Genomic DNA, 16,572 nt, shown 5'->3' with positions numbered 1-16,572 from the left:
CTCTTATTGTTTTATAAAAAATCACGGAACCCCGGGATCGTGCCTAAACTCCAAACTGCGCGGGTTGGACTAATAACTGACCCCTAGGGCGCTGCGACGCGTCTGAACCCTTGTCCATTGGTTTGCACACAAAGAGAACAAAGCTATGAAACGGATCCTTCTTGGTACTCTTTTCACCGTCGTCTCCCTCAACGCAATGGCAGAATCACCAGGTGGCCCGAACTGCGGTTGGGGCAACATGTTGTTCGAAGGCCAGCGCGGCACTCCAGCTCACTTCCTGGCTTCCACCACTAACGGCACCTCCGGTAACGCCACGTTCGGCATGACCTCTGGCACCAACGGTTGCAGCACCAACAGCGCCCTGACCTACGGCGGCAAGTCCTGGATTGCCATGAATGGCATGATGAACGAGCTGTCTGAAGACATGGCCAAAGGCAATGGCGAAGCACTGACCACCTACGCGGTGGTACTGGGCGTTGCGCCGGAAGATCGCGAGCACTTTGCTGCCGTGACCCACGAGCACTTCCAGCAGATCTTCAGCAAGGCTGACGTGACCGCTGACGACGTGCACAACAACACCCTCGCCGTACTGAAAAGCGACACCCGTCTGGCGAAATACGCAACTCAAGCTTAAGCTCGACACGCCCGCGCCCTCCAAGGCGCGGGTCTTATTTTTGGACCCGCCCCCCTTGGGTCTCACTTTTTCCGACTTAAGTTGCCCTTATGCTCAAACGCTTTGCCTGGCTGGCACTCTTCGCCTGCGCCCCGCTGTACGCGGCCCCGCATATTGATGATCAACGTTTGCAGCAATTGGCCAACGATCCGTTCTGGCTGTCCTTGGGCCATTACGAAGCCGGCAAAATCAGTGGCTGGCGCAGCTATGTCAGCGACAAAAAATTCTTCCTCGCCCCCGATGGCGCGCACCACCCGGACGCTGAACTCAAGGCCACCGTTGAAGCGCTTTATGCTCCGGCAAGCCAGGGTGAAAAACACGTCCAATGCGTTTATCCCGCACGTACGCGCTGGCTCAAGGCTCAGTTGAACCTGACCGACTTGCCCGCGCTGGAGTGCAAGGAATTCACGCAATGGTTCAAGGACGTCGCGCCCCACAGCGCGGTGATGATCTTCCCGGCGGCCTACCTCAACAGCCCGTCGTCGATGTTCGGGCACACCCTGCTACGCATCGACCAGGCTGACGTGCAAAAAGACAACACGGCCCTGCTCAGCTATGCGATCAACTTCGGTGCCTACATCGAAGGCTCCGACAACAGCATTCTCTACGCCTGGAAAGGCCTGATGGGCGGCTACCCCGGCCTGTTTGCCCTGGTGCCGTATCAAGAAAAGCTCTCGGAGTACCGTAGCCTCGAGAACCGCGACCTGTGGGAATATCGCCTGAACCTCACCGAAGTCGAGACCAAGCGCATGGTCGAGCACGTGTGGGAGCTCAAACAGATCCAGTTCGACTATTTCTTCTTTGACGAAAACTGCTCCTATCGGCTGCTCGAACTGCTGCAAGTGGCCCGACCGAGCCTGCGCCTGACCGAGCAATTCCCGCTGACCGCGATTCCGACCGACACGGTCAAAGCCGTGAAAGACGCAGGTCTGGTTGAGAAGATTGACTACCGCCCCTCCCGTGAACGCGAGCTGCTGGAACGCGCCAAGCCGCTGAACAGCGACGAGCAACAATGGGTGCTGAAAGTCAGCGACGACACCCAGCAGTTGCAAGACCCTGCGTTCAAAGCCATCGCCAAAGACCGCCAGGCGCTGATCATCGACGCGGCCTATCGCCTCGGCCGCTACCGCGCCAACGGCCTGGAGCGCGACCCCGAACGCTCCCAGCGCAGCTTCGAACTGCTGCGCGCGATCAACCAGAACCCGCCGCCGAACCTTCAGATTGAACGCCCTGGCCTGCCGGAAAACGGCCACGAGTCGCGCACCTGGCAAGCCGGTGTCGGCACGCGCGGTAACAAAGCTTTCGGTGAATACGGCCTGCGCATGGCCTACCACGACCTCAACGACAACGCCGAAGGCTTCCCGCTCGGCGCGCAAATCGAAATTCTGCAAATGAAACTGCGCCAGTACGAAGGCAACCACTGGCAACTGCAGCAACTCGACCTGGCTACCATCCGCTCCCTGACGCCGCGTAACGCCCTGCTGCAGCCGTGGTCATGGCAAGTCACCGGCGGCCTGGAACGTGTGCCCGGCAAGCATGATGACGAAACCCTCGTCGCCCACGTCAACGGCGGCGCGGGCGGCACCTGGCAACTGACCGATGACATGCTCGGCTTCGCCCTCGGTACCGTGCGCGTGGAACACAACAACGACTTCAACGAAGCCATCTCCCCCGCAGCCGGGTTCAACACCGGCGTGCTGTGGAAAAACCCGCTGGGGAATTTGAGCCTGGAGGCTAAAGGCGACTTCTTCACCAATGGCGAAGTGCGGCGCAGCCTGAGCCTGAACCAGCAATGGGAATTGTCGCGCAACCTGGGCCTGCGCCTGAGTGCCCAGCGCGAATACAGCCATTTGTCGACGCCGGTGAATGAAGTGATGCTGGAAGTGAAGTGGTATCACTACTGACTGAAGCTTGGCAGTGATCGAAAGGTGGGAGCGGCGGTGCGACGATTCGACTTGCTCGCGAAGGCGCTGCATCAGTAACGGCTTGGCAGACTGAACCACCGCCATCGCAGGCAAGCCAGCTCCCACACTTTTTGGTGCCTGACATAAATTCTGAGCCCGCCGCAGTACAAAGGTGAGAGCCGGGCTTGCCCGCGATAGCAGTCGTTCTGGCAATGATGCATTGACTGACCCGCCGTCTTCGCGAGCAAGCCCGCTCCCACATTTGGCCCGCATGCAGTCAAGTCCATCTCATTGTTCACTGGCATCATTTTGAAGTGATGCTTGAAGTGAAGTGGTGTCACTACTGACTGAAGCCTGGTGAAGATCAAAATGTGGGAGCGGGCTTGCTCGCGAAGGCGGTGTATCAGTAACGGCTTAGCTGACTGGCCCACCGCCATCGCAGGCAAGCCAGCTCCCACACTTATTTGTGCCTGACATAAATTCTGTGCCAGCCCCAGTCCAAAGGTGGGAGCCGGGCTTGCCCGCGATAGCGGTCGTTCAGGCAATGATGTGTTTAATGACCTACTGTCTTCGCGAGCAAGCCCGCTCCCACACTTGGCCTGCATGCAGTCAAATCCATCTCATTGTTCACTGGCATCATTTTGAAGTGATGCTTGAAGTGAAGTGGTGTCACTAGTGACTGAAGCCTGGTGAAGATCAAAATGTGGGAGCGGGCTTGCTCGCGAAGGCGGTGTATCAGTAACGGTCTGGCAGACTGACCCACCGCGTTCGCGAGCAAGCCTGCTCGCCACAAGGGCGTGGCTTATCTTTAGATGGCGGGTGTTATCGCCTGGGTAAGGTCGTCGACGACGGCCTTGCCCATCTCGCACAGGTAATGGGCAGCCCACGCGTATTGTTCGCCGCGCACATCCATGGCGGCTTCCATGGCAAGTTTCTTGGAGTAAAAAAGCAGGGTGGAGGCGTGTTCCAAGGCCTCATCAATCGGCATGCCGGCATTGACGCGGAACAGCGGCTTTTCGTTTTCACCGTAGTCGCCAAAGGTGACGACGCCGAGCGTGGTGATTGAGGACAGGGGTGGATCAGGGACAACTTTGCTCATGGTGATTGCTCTCTGATGAAGTAGAGCCGCCACATCACATCGCTAAACATGAAGAGGGTGGCAGCTGTGTGCAGGTTAGCGATCCGGGTCAGAGGTGCACCCCGGGTAGACTCGAAGGTCTCCAGCACACAGCCGCCATAAGACGCTAAAAGCAGGCAAACGCCAGCGAATAGTGTTGGGAGCGGTGACACGCCTGAAACCCGGATCGCTAAACCCGTTCGCTGATGTGCAGCGATCCAGAGAGGCTAGTGATCCGAAAGGTATGACGCAATAGACCGGAGAGTCTCTAGGAAACGTCCTGCAAGTTAAAGGGAATCGTCGTTGATGGCCCTTTAACCCGACACCTTTTATTTTGATCAATCCGGACGCAGAGCTTCCAGGCGGGCACTCCCATGCAGATCGTTGGAACGACCACGCCCGAATGTCAAATCCCTAGCCTGCTTCCAACCTATTGATATATAGGGAGGAAATTTCAGACATTTTTTTAGCTTTTTTCAGGCAAAACAAACAACCTCTTACTTCATTCTCTTTATCGAGTTTTGTGACTAGTATCGGGTGGCGGTCAATTCGACATCCCATCTATCCACGGATCTGAATAGGTAAGAGGCTTAACATGGATTTTTTTGAAAAGCTCACCAGTCTGGCAGCAAAAGTTCGGTTGCAAGGCCCCGCCATCCAAACAGAAGAAGCGACAAAAAATGCTTTCGTGATGCCTTTTATAAATACGGTATTGGGCTACGACGTGTTTGACCCACAGGAAGTGACGCCAGAATTCGTCTGTGATGTCGGAACGAAAAAAGGCGAAAAGATCGACTACGCAATCATGAAGGATGGAGAAGTCCAAATACTCATCGAATGCAAAAAAATCGGCGAGTCCCTGAACATCAACCACGCTTCGCAGCTGTTTCGGTACTTTCATGTGACGAGTGCACGAATTTCAATTCTTACCAATGGTCAGGTCTACAGGTTTTTCACCGACTTGGACGCGCCCAATAAAATGGACGAAAAACCATTTCTGGAGCTGGACCTGCTGGACATCGATGAGTACTCCGTTCCGGAGCTAACCAAACTCACCAAGTCGGCCTTCGACGTTGACTCAATCATCAACGCTGCCGGAGAGCTGAAATACGTTAGCCAGCTTAAAAAGCTAATTGGCGCCCAAGTCAGCAAACCAGAAGACGACTTCGTCAAATTTTTCGCATCTCGGGTCTACGAAGGTGTGATCACGCAAAAAGTACGCGAGCAATTTTTCGAACTGACGCGAAAAGCCTTAGCGCAATTTTTAAATGACCAGATCAATGATCGGCTCAAGTCGGCGATGAGTGGTGCAATCCAACCGACAATGGCGACTATGCCTATCGCGAACAGTGCGAATGCAGATGCGCAGGATAGAGACGAGTCAGATGACAAGATTCTTACGACGCTAGAAGAGTTGGAGGGTTATCACATTGTCCGGGCTGTAGTCCGATCGGTAGTTGATGCCAAGCGGATCGTTCAACGAGATACCCAGAGCTATTTTGGGATATTGCTGGACGACAACAATCGCAAGCCAATATGCCGCCTTCATTTCAATCGAAGTCAAAAATACCTCGGGATATTTGACGAGGAAAAAAATGAGACCCGGCATGCTATCTCATCTATTGATGAGATCTACGAATACGCCGACCAGCTGAAAAAGACCGTGGGATATTACGATTGAGCGCTGCATCGGAGTACAGGAATGGTCAATATACCGGTGTGAGCGAGCTTGCCACTGGCCATTGAAGTGAATGGTATTTCTACTGACCACAAAAGCTAGATCGTCCTCACGCGCAGCATAGGCATCGACCAAAAAAGCGGACGCAGAGCGTGCAAGATGGCATTCCCACGCAGAGCGTGGGAATGATCTCCATAACTAACTGAGGCGAGGTGAGGTGAGGTGAGGATCAAACTGTGGGGTTTGCTCACGAAGGCGGTGTATCAGTGACGGCTTGGCAGACTGAACCACCGCCATCGCAGGCAAGCCAGCTCCCACACTTTTTGGTGCCTGACATCAATTCTGCGCCCGCCGCAGTACAAATGTGAGAGCCGGCTTGCCCGCGATAGCAGTCGTTCTGGCAATGATGCATTGACTGACCCACCGTCTTCGCGAGCAAGCCCGCTCCCACATTTGGCCCGCATGCAGTCAAGTCCATCTCATTGTTCACTGGCATCATTTTGAAGTGATGCTTGAAGTGAAGTGGTGTCACTACTGACTGAAGCCTGGTGAAGATCAAAATGTGGGAGCGGGCTTGCTCGCGAAGGCGGTGTATCAGTAACGGCTTAGCTGACTGGCCCACCGCCATCGCAGGCAAGCCAGCTCCCACACTTTTTGGTGCCTGACATAAATTCTGTGCCAGCCCCAGTCCAAAGGTGGGAGCCGGGCTTGCCCGCGATAGCGGTCGTTCAGGCAATGATGTAATTAATCACCTACCGTCTTCGCGAGCAAGCCCGCTCCCACACTTGGCCTGCATGCAGTCAAATCCATCTCATTATTCACTGGCGTCATTTTGAAGTGATGCTTGAAGTGAAGTGGTGTCACTACCTACTGAATGAAGCCTCGTGAAGATCAAAATGTGGGAGCGGGCTTGCTCGCGAAGGCGGTGTATCAGTAACGGCTTGGCAGACTGGCCCACCGCCATCGCAGGCAAGCCAGCTCCCACACGTTTTGGTGCCCTACATAGATTCTGCGCCCGCAGCAGTTTAAATGTGGGAGCGGGCTTGCCCGCGATAGCAGTCGTTCTGGCAATGATGCATTGACTGACCCACCGTCTTCGCGAGCAAACCCGCTCCCACATTTGGCCCGCATGCAGTCAATTCCACCTCATTATTCACTGCCATCATTTTGAAGTGATGCTTGAAGCGAAGTGGTGTCATCAGTGACTGAAGCCTGGTGAAGATCAAAATGTGGGAGCGGGCTTGCTCGCGAAGGCGGTGTATCAGTAACGGCTTTAGCAGGCTGACCCTCCGCGTTCGCGAACAAGCCTGCTTGCAACGAGGGTGGGTGTTATCGCTTGGGTAAAGCAGATGCAGGGCGTCCAGGCCGGCATTCCCGCGCAGAGCGTGGGGACGATCATTGCCTCAACACATTTCTCACCGCCCTTTCACACCGCCCCAACAAATCCCTGACTAGACTTCCCCCTATCAGCCGTGAAACGGCCAGGGAGTACGCCATGTGGCGGTCTGCGGTAATGCTGTGCGCGGTGGTGTGGCTGGCAGGTTGCCAATCGACCCATGAGGATTTACTGGCCAGGGGTTATCCACCCGCCTTCGCCGACGGGTTTGAAGACGGTTGCAGCAGTGGCCGTCAGGCCGCGGGGGTGATCAGCGGGGAGTTTCGCAAGAACGTGCCGCGTTACTTGAAAGACCGTCAATACGCCGAAGGCTGGGAAGACGGGTTTCGCCAGTGCAAGGCGATACGGGAGAGCGAGGAATTGCGCGACTACAAGGACAACCACTGGGACGACCGCGAACGCGCCTGGCAGCAGGAGAAGGACCGCGATGCGGCCAGGGCCTATCGCTCGCAATAGGTCCTGCGTTACGACTTTTAAAACGGACGCAAAGCGTTCAGGGCGGCATTCCCACGCAGAACGTGGGAACGATCACGCGCCGACCGTGGCCCAAACTCCATAGAAGGAGAATGTCATGAGTCGAGCTTTTGTAAACGAAGACAATGCCGCCGCCCAGGCTGATCAGCCGGTGGAGCGTCAAGTCAGCGAACAACCCAACCACCTCACTGCGCAAGGTTTGGCGCAATTGCAGGCCAAGGTGGCGCAGTTGCAGCAGGAATACAGCGCCGAATCTGCCAAGGGCGAGAGTGCCGACAAGCAGCGCCAGGCTGATCTAGAGCGGGATTTACGCTATTTCAATCAGCGGGTGCAAAGCGCCCAGGTGGTGGCGCCCGCCACGTCTACCGAAAAGGTGCAGATAGGCAGTTGGGTGACCTTTGCCAATGAGCAGGACGAGCGGCAGCGCATTCAATTGGTCGGTGAAGACCAGGCTGATGCAACCGTGCATTTGATCAACTGGGGCTCACCGTTGGGTCGTGCTTTGCTCGGGGCCCAGGTGGGCGACGAGGTGCTGTGGAAGCGCCCGGCCGGCGATCAGATGGTTGAAGTGTTGCGTGTGGAGCCTGAGGCTTAGCTGCAGCTTTGAGACTGCATCGCAGGCAAGCCAGCTCCCACAGTTGATCGGTGTCAGCCAGGCTAACGCGGTCAATGTGGGAGCTGGCTTGCCTGCGATGAACCCACTTCGGTCCCCCTGAAAAAAAGCAAAAAAAAAACGGAGCCCGAAGGCTCCGCTTTTTCAAACCACCAGCCCGAATCAGGCCAGTTTTTTGTGCCGTACACGGTGCGGCTGGGCAGCCGCATCGCCCAGGCGCTTCTTGCGGTCTGCTTCGTACTCGGTGTAGTTACCTTCGAAGAACACGGCTTGCGAGTCGTCTTCGTACGCCAGGATGTGAGTCGCGACGCGGTCAAGGAACCACCGATCGTGAGAAATCACAATGGCAGCGCCCGGGAAGTCCAGCAGGGCTTCTTCCAGGGAACGCAGGGTTTCAACGTCGAGGTCGTTTGACGGTTCGTCGAGCAGCAACACGTTGCCGCCCTCTTTCAGGGTCAGGGCCAGGTGCAAGCGACCGCGCTCACCACCGGACAGGTCCTTGACGAACTTCTGCTGATCGCCGCCCTTGAAGTTGAAACGGCCGACGTAGGTGCGCGACGGAATTTCATAGTTGCCGATGCGGATCTGGTCGGAGCCGTCGGAGATTTGCTGGAACACAGTTTTGCTGCCATCCAGGTCTTCGCGGCTTTGGTCCACGCACGCAAGCTGTACGGTATCGCCAACTTCGATGCTGCCCGAATCGGGTGTTTCCTTGCCCATCAGCATGCGGAACAGGGTGGATTTACCCGCTCCGTTACCACCGATTACGCCGACGATTGCGCCTTTTGGCATGGAGAACGACAGGTTGTCGATCAACACGCGGTCGCCATAGCCTTTGCAAACGTTTTTGAACTCGATGACCTTGTCACCCAGGCGCGGGCCGGCCGGGATGTAGATCTCGTTGGTTTCGCTGCGCTTCTGGAATTCCTGCGACTGCATTTCTTCGAAGCGTTGCAGACGGGCCTTGGATTTGGACTGGCGGGCCTTGGCGCCTTTGCGCACCCACTCCAGTTCTTCCTTCATGGCTTTTTCGTGGGCCGATTGCTGCTTGGATTCAGCGGCCAGACGGTCGGACTTGGCTTCCAGCCAACCGGAATAGTTGCCCTCGTAAGGGATACCGGCGCCACGGTCGAGCTCGAGGATCCAGCCGGCCACGTTGTCCAGGAAGTACCGGTCGTGCGTGATCGCGACCACGGTGCCCGGGAAATCGTGAAGGAAATGTTCCAGCCAGGCGACGGAATCGGCGTCCAGGTGGTTGGTCGGTTCGTCGAGCAGCAGCATGTCGGGGGCCGACAGCAGCAGGCGGCACAGGGCCACACGACGTTTTTCACCACCGGAGAGGAATTCGACCTTGGCGTCCCACGCCGGCAGGCGCAGCGCGTCGGCGGCGACTTCCAGCTGGCGCTCCAGGTTGTGGCCGTCGCCCGCTTGCAGGATGGCTTCGAGCTTGGCTTGTTCAGCGGCCAGTTTGTCGAAGTCGGCATCTTCTTCAGCGTAAGCAGCGTAGACCTCGTCCAGGCGAGCCTGGGCGTTCTTGATCACGCTGACGGCTTCTTCCACCACTTCGCGCACGGTCTTGGTCGGGTCCAGGATCGGCTCTTGCGGCAGGTAACCAATGTTCAGCTCGGGCATCGGGCGGGCTTCGCCTTCGAACTCGGTGTCGACGCCGGCCATGATTTTCAGCAGCGTGGACTTACCCGAACCGTTGAGGCCGAGTACGCCGATCTTGGCGCCCGGAAAAAAGGACAGTGAGATGTTTTTCAGGATTTCCCGCTTCGGCGGAACAATTTTTCCCAGCCGATGCATGGTGAAGACGTATTGAGCCATGGGTGAACCTAGCGTCAGTGACTGATGAATTAAGCGGGCCAAGCCCGTGCCAGGCCATGCGCCGCGCGGGCCGTTGACGATGATCAATGCCTGCGTGCGAAAAAAGCCTGAATGTTTGGGGCTGGAACGCCCTGCGTAACCGGCAAAGCTACCTGAATGCGCAAAGGCAGTCCAGCCAGGCGGCGCTGGCACTTTGCCACAACTCAAGGCATGCTAGCCGCCCTTCGGGCGTCCGGCTTATAGTGCACGTCGCGCGCCAGCCCAGCCAAACCGCAGGATCACAGCTTGTCCAAAGTCACGCCGCCCACTCCCCTGCGCGCCGCTCATATAGCGCCGGGAGCCCCCCTGCACGGCACCCTCAAAGGCGCATTGGCGACGCTCGTCCTCATGCTGCTCGCGTTACTGTTCTGGCAACTGCTCGACCAACTGCAGCAAAACCAGAAGAACCAGCAGCAATACACCATCGATTACAGCGCCGACCTCGCCGAACAGATCAGCCTGAACATGGCCCTGAGCGCAAAAATCGCGCTGAACCTGTTGCCGATGGTTGAGCCACCGCGCGGCGACGAGCAGCAACAAGCGCTGATGCGCACCTTGCAGCGCTCGCTGCCGGAGCTGCGCAGTGTGGCCCTGCTTGCCCCCAGCGGCGCGATGCTCAGTGACAGCGCCAAAGACAGCGACGACGCCGCCTGGCTCGAAGAGCTGGTGCAGCGCAGCCACTCGCAACCTTATTACCTGAGCAATAACAGTGACGGCAGCATCATCTACCTGTTGCTGCACCAGCCCAGCGGCGGCTCCAGAATGTACTGGGCGCTGCGACTGGCACCGAACTACCTGACCAACCTCACCCGCCAGGACGGCCAGGGCCAGCGCCCGATGTGGGCCATCGAAAACCGCATGAACCACCGCGTGGTCAGCCGTGACAGCGGTATGCCGGCGCAGTGGACCTCTGCCCTGACCCCGGACGAATTGAATAAAAGCGTACTGGTCACGCCCCTGAGCAAAAGCGACTGGCAATTGCGCGGCCTGTTCGACCGCAGCGCGGTGCTGCAACAGCTGCTGCCGGCGTTTATCGGCAAATGCCTGCTGGGGCTGGCCTTTTCGCTGATCCCGGTGATCGTACTGCTGAACATGCGCCGCCGTCAGCGCCAGGTGAACGAAGGCCGGCGGCGCTATCAGGATATTTTCGAAGGCACCGGCGTGGCCCTGTGCGTACTTGACCTGTCCGGGTTGAGGACGTTTTTCGCCAAGGCCAAAATGCACACCCGCGAGCACTTGCAGGACTGGCTGCACAACAATGCTGAGGAGCGCAAACAACTGCTCAAGGAGTTGCGCGTTACCGAGGTCAACCAGATGGCGGTGCGCCTGCTGAATGTGAGCTCATGCGATGAAGCCTGGGAACGCCTGATCGACGATTGCCCGCGTAACGCCACGGCCATCGGTTACCAGGTGCTCGAAGCGGTGCTCACCCAGCAAAAACAGCTGGAGCTGGAAATTCAGCTCAACGACGTGGCCGGCAACGACCAATACCTGTGGTTGGTAATGCGCCTGCCGGAGCAGCAGGACGACTTCAACGCCGTGATCCTGAGCATCAGCGATATCACCAGCCGCAAGCTGATCGAGCTGTCGCTGGTGGAACGCGAGAGTTTTTGGTCGGACGTGGTGCGTACCGTGCCCGATCACCTGTATGTGCAGGACGTGATGAGCCAGCGCATGATTTTCAGCAACCACCATTTGGGCCACACCCTCGGCTACAACAAGGCCGAACTGCAGCAAATGGGCGAGTATTTCTGGGAAATCCTGCTACACCCCGACGACGCCGAGTATTACCACGAACTGCGTCAACAACAGCGGTTGGTCGGCTATGCGACCCAATTGCAGTGCCAGTTGCGTTTTCGTCACCGCAATAACCAATGGCGCCGTTTCGATATCCGCGAACAAGCGCTGGCCCGCGACAAGACGGCGGTGATCACGCGGATCATCGGCGTGGCCAAGGACATTACCGACCAGATCGAAGCCAGCGAATCCCTGCGCGACAGCGAGAAGCGTTACCGCATGCTCGCCGAAAGCATCAGCGACGTGATCTGCTCCACCGACAGCCAACTGGCGCTCAACTACATCAGCCCGTCGGTCAACGCCGTGCTGGGGTACGACGTGGATTGGGTGTTCAAGAACGGCTGGCAGTCGATCATTGCCAACCCGCAACAACTGACCGGCATGAGCAGCCTGGTGGAGCACGTCAGCCGCGCAGTGGGTGACCCCGCCGCGCTGAACCGCCTGCGCGATGAAGTGCAAACCCAGCTGTTCCTGTTCGACTGCCTGCGCGCCGATGGCCGCAAGGTGCCGATCGAGTTGCGCCTGGTGCTGGTGTGGGATGAACACGGCGCGTTTGAAGGCATCCTTGGTGTGGGCCGCGACATCAGCCAGCAGCGCCGCGCCGAGAAAGACCTGCGCATGGCGGCCACGGTATTCGAACACTCAACCTCGGCGATTCTGATTACCGACCCGGCCGGGTATATCGTGCAGGCCAACGAGGCGTTCAGCCGGGTCAGCGGGTATGCCGTGGCGGATGTGCTCGACCAGTTGCCGAACATGCTCACCGTCGACGAACAACAGGAAGCCCACCTGCGTTACGTGCTCAAGCAATTGCACCAGCACAGTACCTGGGAAGGCGAAGTGTGGCTCAAGCGCCGCAACGGCGAGCATTATCCGGCCTGGGTGGGCATTACGGCCGTGTTCGACGACGAAGGCGACCTGGCCAGCTATGTGTGTTTCTTCAGTGATATCAGCGAGCGCAAGGCCAGCGAACAGCGCATCCACCGCCTGGCCTATTACGACGCCCTGACCCACCTGCCCAACCGCACGCTGTTCCAAGACCGCCTGCACACCGCGTTGCAGTCGGCTGAGCGGCAGAAGTCGTGGGTGGTGCTGATGTTCCTCGACCTAGACCGTTTCAAGCCGATCAACGACTCGCTGGGCCACGCCGCCGGCGACCGCATGCTCAAGGAAATGGCCACGCGCCTGCTGGGTTGCGTCGCCGAAGACGACACCGTGGCGCGCATGGGCGGCGACGAGTTCACCTTGCTCCTGCAACCGCGGGTCAGCCGTGAGATGGCGCTGAACCGCGCGATTTCGGTGGCCGAGCAGATTCTGGCCAGCCTGGTGAAACCCTTTGTACTGGAAGGCCGCGAGTTCTTTGTGACCGCGAGTATCGGCATCGCCCTCAGCCCACAGGACGGCAATGAGCTGAGCCAGTTGATGAAGAACGCCGACACCGCGATGTACCACGCCAAGGAGCGCGGCAAAAACAACTTCCAGTTCTACCAGGCCGACATGAACGCCAGCGCCCTGGAACGCCTTGAGCTGGAAAGCGACCTGCGCCATGCACTGGAACAGGACGAATTCGTGCTGTATTACCAGCCGCAGTTCAGCGGCGACGGCAAACGCCTGACCGGCGCCGAAGCCTTGCTGCGCTGGCGCCACCCGCGCCGTGGCCTGGTACCGCCGGGGGATTTCATTCCGGTGCTGGAAGAGTTGGGGCTGGTGGTGGACGTGGGCGATTGGGTGATCAGCGAGGCCTGTCGCCAGCTCAAGACCTGGCACCAGAACAAGGTGCGCGTGCCGAAAGTCTCGGTGAACATCTCGGCGCGGCAATTCTCCGATGGGCAATTGGGTGAGCGCATCGCCACCATCCTCAGGGACACCGGCCTGCCGCCCGCGTGCCTGGAGCTGGAGCTGACCGAAAGTATCCTCATGCGTGAAGTCACTGAGGCCATGCAAATCCTCGCCGGCCTTAAAAACCTAGGCCTGAGCATTGCGGTGGATGACTTTGGCACCGGGTATTCGTCGCTGAACTACCTCAAGCAGTTCCCGATCGACGTGCTGAAAATCGACCGAACCTTCGTCGATGGCCTGCCGTCCGGCGAGCAGGACGCACAAATCGCCCGAGCAATTATCGCCATGGCCCACAGCCTGAACCTGGCGGTGATCGCCGAGGGCGTGGAAACCCATGAGCAGCTGGATTTCCTGCGTGAACACGGGTGTGACGAGGTGCAGGGGTATCTGTTTGGACGGCCGATGCCGGCGAACCGGTTTGAGGCGCAGTTCAGCAATGAGGCGCTGTTCCTGTTTGACTGAATACTTGCTGTGGGGCTGATGGCCTCATCGCAGGCAAGCCAGCTCCCACAGTTTGAATTGCACACACCTTCCAGTGCGGGAGCTGGCTTGCCTGCGATGGCAATGGCACAGGCCCCCTTGTCCCTGAGTGAATCCCGCTTGTCCGCGACATGATGTCCTTTCATATGCCATCTAAAACCCATTGGGTTAGAATGCCCTCCTTTTCTGCCCCCGATCCTTGAGGACCGCCATGTTCAGCCGTGATTTGACTATTGCCAAGTACGACGCCGATCTCTTTGCCGCCATGGAGCAAGAAGCCGTGCGCCAGGAAGAGCACATTGAGCTGATCGCTTCGGAAAACTACACCAGCCCTGCGGTCATGGAGGCTCAAGGTTCGGTACTGACCAACAAGTACGCCGAAGGCTACCCAGGCAAGCGCTACTACGGTGGTTGCGAGTACGTCGACGTGGTTGAGCAGTTGGCCATCGACCGTGCAAAAGAACTGTTCGGCGCCGATTACGCCAACGTCCAGCCGCACGCCGGCTCCCAAGCCAACAGCGCCGTGTACCTGGCTCTGCTGCAAGGCGGCGACACCATCCTGGGCATGAGCCTGGCCCACGGCGGTCACCTGACCCACGGCGCCAGCGTTTCCTCCTCCGGCAAGCTGTACAACGCCGTTCAATACGGTATCGATGCCAACGGCCTGATCGACTACGACGAAGTCGAGCGTCTGGCAGTTGAACACAAGCCAAAAATGATCGTAGCCGGTTTCTCTGCCTACTCGCAGATCCTCGACTTCCCGCGTTTCCGCGAAATCGCTGACAAGGTTGGCGCCTACCTGTTCGTTGACATGGCTCACGTGGCCGGCCTGGTCGCCGCTGGCGTTTACCCGAACCCGGTGCCTTACGCTGACGTGGTCACCACCACCACGCACAAAACCCTGCGCGGCCCACGTGGCGGCCTGATCATGGCGCGCGCCAACGCCGAGATCGAGAAGAAGCTGAACTCCGCCGTATTCCCAGGCGCTCAAGGTGGCCCGCTGGAGCACGTGATCGCCGCCAAAGCGATCTGCTTCAAGGAAGCCCTGCAGCCTGAGTTCAAGACCTACCAGCAACAAGTGGTGAAGAACGCCAAGACCATGGCCGAGGTGTTTATCGCACGCGGTTTTGACGTGGTGTCGGGCGGTACCGAGAACCACCTGTTCCTGTTGTCGCTGATCAAGCAGGACATCTCCGGTAAAGATGCTGACGCTGCCCTGGGCAAAGCTTTCATCACCGTGAACAAGAACTCCGTGCCGAACGACCCACGTTCGCCGTTCGTCACCTCCGGCCTGCGCTTCGGCACCCCGGCTGTGACCACGCGTGGTTTTAAAGAAGCAGAGTGCAAGGAACTGGCTGGCTGGATCTGCGACATCCTGGCAGACCTGAACAACGAAGCCGTGATCGACGCGGTACGTGAGAAGGTTAAGGCCATCTGCAAGAAGCTGCCGGTGTACGGCGCTTGATAGCAGTTGCTTGAATAAGAAGCCCGGCTGAAGAGCCGGGCTTTTTTATGCCTGTGTGCAGTTGAAATACAGTCAACTGTGGGAGCTGGCTTGCCTGCGATAGCGGTGTATCAGGCACTGATGGGTTAGCTGACAGACCACTATCGCAGGCAAGCCAGCTCCCACAGTTTGATTGCATTGCAAGTCAGGGTTGGTAGACCCGTTGGAAACCCTCGCGGATTTTGTCTTCCGGCAACTCATCGGCAATAAACACAATCACACTTTCCCGCGCCTCGACCTCGGCCCACTCGGTGTCCCAGTCAAACCCGTAGAGCTTGAGCACGCCCTGGAACACCATGCGCCGGTCTTCGCCGGCAATGTTCAGCACGCCTTTATATCGCAGCAATTGCTTGCCGTGGTCTTCCAGCAGTTCGTTCATGAACTCGCTGAGGCGGTCGATATCCAGCGGCTGGTCGGTGCGCAGCACCAGGCTGGAAATTCGGTCGATGGACGGCGCAGCACTGACCGGGCGCAGGCTCATGCCGGCGTTCAGGTTGAAGCCGCGCACGTCGAGCAGTTCGGCCAGGTCGATGTTGCCGTGGTCGACCACACGAATCGGCGCGCGGCGGTTGATGCGGGTCAGGCGTTGGCTGAGAGCGTCAAAGGTGGCGTCGTCCACCAGGTCGCGTTTGCTCACCAGCAGGCGGTCGGCAAAGCCGATCTGGGCCTGGGCGATGGTCTGGGTCAGGTGGTGCTCGGCGTGGGCGGCGTCCACCAGCGTGATGATGCCGTCGAGAATGTAGCGCTCGCGCAGTTCTTCATCGATGAAAAAGGTCTGGGCCACCGGCGCCGGGTCGGCCAGGCCGGTGCACTCGATCACCAGGCGGTCAAAGGCGATTTCGCCGCTGTCCAGGCGTTCGAGCAACAGGTAAAGGGCTTTGGTCAGGTCGGTGTGGATGGTGCAGCACACGCAACCATTGGACAGGGTCATGACTTGCACCGGCTCGGTGCCCAACAGTTGGGTGTCGATGCCAGCGTCACTGAATTCGTTTTCGATCACGGCGATTTTCAAGCCGTGCTCGGCCTTGAGTAGATGGCGCAGCAAGGTGGTTTTGCCAGCGCCGAGGAAGCCGCTGAGGATGGTGACGGGGATGGGAGAGGACAAAAATATTCTCCTGAGGAATACAAAACAAATGTGGGAGCCGGCCCCTGTGGGAGCTGGGGTTCCCGCGATGCAAAACACACCGGGGTGCCCTCATAACCCGGTGTTTCTATAGCCCGCAAACCACCG

General features: G+C 58.3%; 10 protein-coding genes. 7 read left to right on the top strand and 3 right to left on the bottom strand.

Features of this window, described 5'->3' with window-relative positions; all coding sequences use genetic code 11:
* The first annotated feature begins 145 nt into the window (after window positions 1-145).
* Entirely contained in the window at window positions 146-634 is a 489-nt protein-coding gene (locus tag ACP7A2_RS16355) for a DUF3015 domain-containing protein (RefSeq protein ID WP_017139294.1), read from the top strand.
* Between the two features lie 89 nt (window positions 635-723).
* Window positions 724-2,577 (top strand): DUF4105 domain-containing protein, encoded by a 1,854-nt coding sequence (locus tag ACP7A2_RS16350; RefSeq protein ID WP_426135056.1) that lies wholly within the window; start codon window positions 724-726, stop codon window positions 2,575-2,577.
* A gap of 808 nt (window positions 2,578-3,385) precedes the next feature.
* Here the strand turns inward: ACP7A2_RS16350 and ACP7A2_RS16345 are convergent.
* The gene (locus ACP7A2_RS16345; RefSeq protein WP_426135055.1) at window positions 3,386-3,676 is read right to left on the bottom strand and encodes a DUF3077 domain-containing protein; all 291 of its coding nucleotides are present in this window, start codon (window positions 3,674-3,676) and stop codon (window positions 3,386-3,388) included.
* 613 nt (window positions 3,677-4,289) lie between these two features.
* On the opposite strand from ACP7A2_RS16345, the gene ACP7A2_RS16340 reads away from it, so the two are divergent.
* The 3 genes from ACP7A2_RS16340 to ACP7A2_RS16330 all read left to right on the top strand — a co-directional run bounded on the left by ACP7A2_RS16340 (window position 4,290) and on the right by ACP7A2_RS16330 (window position 7,837).
* Window positions 4,290-5,375 carry a type I restriction endonuclease gene (locus ACP7A2_RS16340; protein ID WP_426135054.1) on the top strand — a complete coding sequence of 362 codons (1,086 nt, stop codon included), beginning with the start codon at window positions 4,290-4,292 and terminating at the stop codon, window positions 5,373-5,375.
* Between the two features lie 1,492 nt (window positions 5,376-6,867).
* Window positions 6,868-7,224, top strand: coding sequence for a hypothetical protein (locus ACP7A2_RS16335; protein ID WP_426135053.1), 357 nt, complete (start codon window positions 6,868-6,870; stop codon window positions 7,222-7,224).
* A gap of 115 nt (window positions 7,225-7,339) precedes the next feature.
* Window positions 7,340-7,837, top strand: coding sequence for a GreA/GreB family elongation factor (locus ACP7A2_RS16330; RefSeq protein ID WP_426135052.1), 498 nt, complete (start codon window positions 7,340-7,342; stop codon window positions 7,835-7,837).
* Window positions 7,838-8,017: 180 nt separating this feature from the next.
* On the opposite strand, the gene ettA is transcribed toward ACP7A2_RS16330, so the two are convergent.
* Window positions 8,018-9,682 carry an energy-dependent translational throttle protein EttA gene (gene ettA, locus ACP7A2_RS16325; RefSeq protein ID WP_426135051.1) on the bottom strand — a complete coding sequence of 555 codons (1,665 nt, stop codon included), beginning with the start codon at window positions 9,680-9,682 and terminating at the stop codon, window positions 8,018-8,020.
* 285 nt (window positions 9,683-9,967) lie between these two features.
* On the opposite strand from ettA, the gene ACP7A2_RS16320 reads away from it, so the two are divergent.
* A complete protein-coding gene (locus ACP7A2_RS16320) occupies window positions 9,968-13,819 on the top strand; it encodes a sensor domain-containing protein (protein ID WP_426135050.1) in 3,852 nt (1,283 codons plus the stop codon).
* Window positions 13,820-14,048: 229 nt separating this feature from the next.
* A complete protein-coding gene (gene glyA, locus ACP7A2_RS16315) occupies window positions 14,049-15,302 on the top strand; it encodes a serine hydroxymethyltransferase (RefSeq protein ID WP_426135049.1) in 1,254 nt (417 codons plus the stop codon).
* Between the two features lie 184 nt (window positions 15,303-15,486).
* Here the strand turns inward: glyA and yjiA are convergent, their stop codons facing one another.
* Window positions 15,487-16,446: a GTPase gene (gene yjiA / locus ACP7A2_RS16310; protein ID WP_426135048.1), complete on the bottom strand. Its 960-nt coding sequence runs from the start codon at window positions 16,444-16,446 to the stop codon at window positions 15,487-15,489.
* Window positions 16,447-16,572: the final 126 nt, after the last annotated feature.

The sequence above is a fragment of the Pseudomonas sp. PWP3-1b2 genome (genome assembly GCF_049896045.1).
Classification (GTDB): domain Bacteria; phylum Pseudomonadota; class Gammaproteobacteria; order Pseudomonadales; family Pseudomonadaceae; genus Aquipseudomonas; species Aquipseudomonas antarctica_B.
The sequence above is the reverse complement of the archived record's forward strand: the minus strand, read 5'-3'. Positions and strand labels throughout refer to the sequence as shown.

Bases quoted from the DNA above. Each gene is read 5' to 3' on its own strand.
- ACP7A2_RS16355 (WP_017139294.1), top strand. From the start codon at position 146: ATGAAACGGATCCTTCTTGGTACTCTTTTCACCGTCGTCTCCCTCAAC.
- ACP7A2_RS16350 (WP_426135056.1), top strand. From the start codon at position 724: ATGCTCAAACGCTTTGCCTGGCTGGCACTCTTCGCCTGCGCCCCGCTG.
- ACP7A2_RS16345 (WP_426135055.1), bottom strand. From the start codon at position 3,676: ATGAGCAAAGTTGTCCCTGATCCACCCCTGTCCTCAATCACCACGCTC.
- ACP7A2_RS16340 (WP_426135054.1), top strand. From the start codon at position 4,290: ATGGATTTTTTTGAAAAGCTCACCAGTCTGGCAGCAAAAGTTCGGTTG.
- ACP7A2_RS16335 (WP_426135053.1), top strand. From the start codon at position 6,868: ATGTGGCGGTCTGCGGTAATGCTGTGCGCGGTGGTGTGGCTGGCAGGT.
- ACP7A2_RS16330 (WP_426135052.1), top strand. From the start codon at position 7,340: ATGAGTCGAGCTTTTGTAAACGAAGACAATGCCGCCGCCCAGGCTGAT.
- ettA (WP_426135051.1), bottom strand. From the start codon at position 9,682: ATGGCTCAATACGTCTTCACCATGCATCGGCTGGGAAAAATTGTTCCG.
- glyA (WP_426135049.1), top strand. From the start codon at position 14,049: ATGTTCAGCCGTGATTTGACTATTGCCAAGTACGACGCCGATCTCTTT.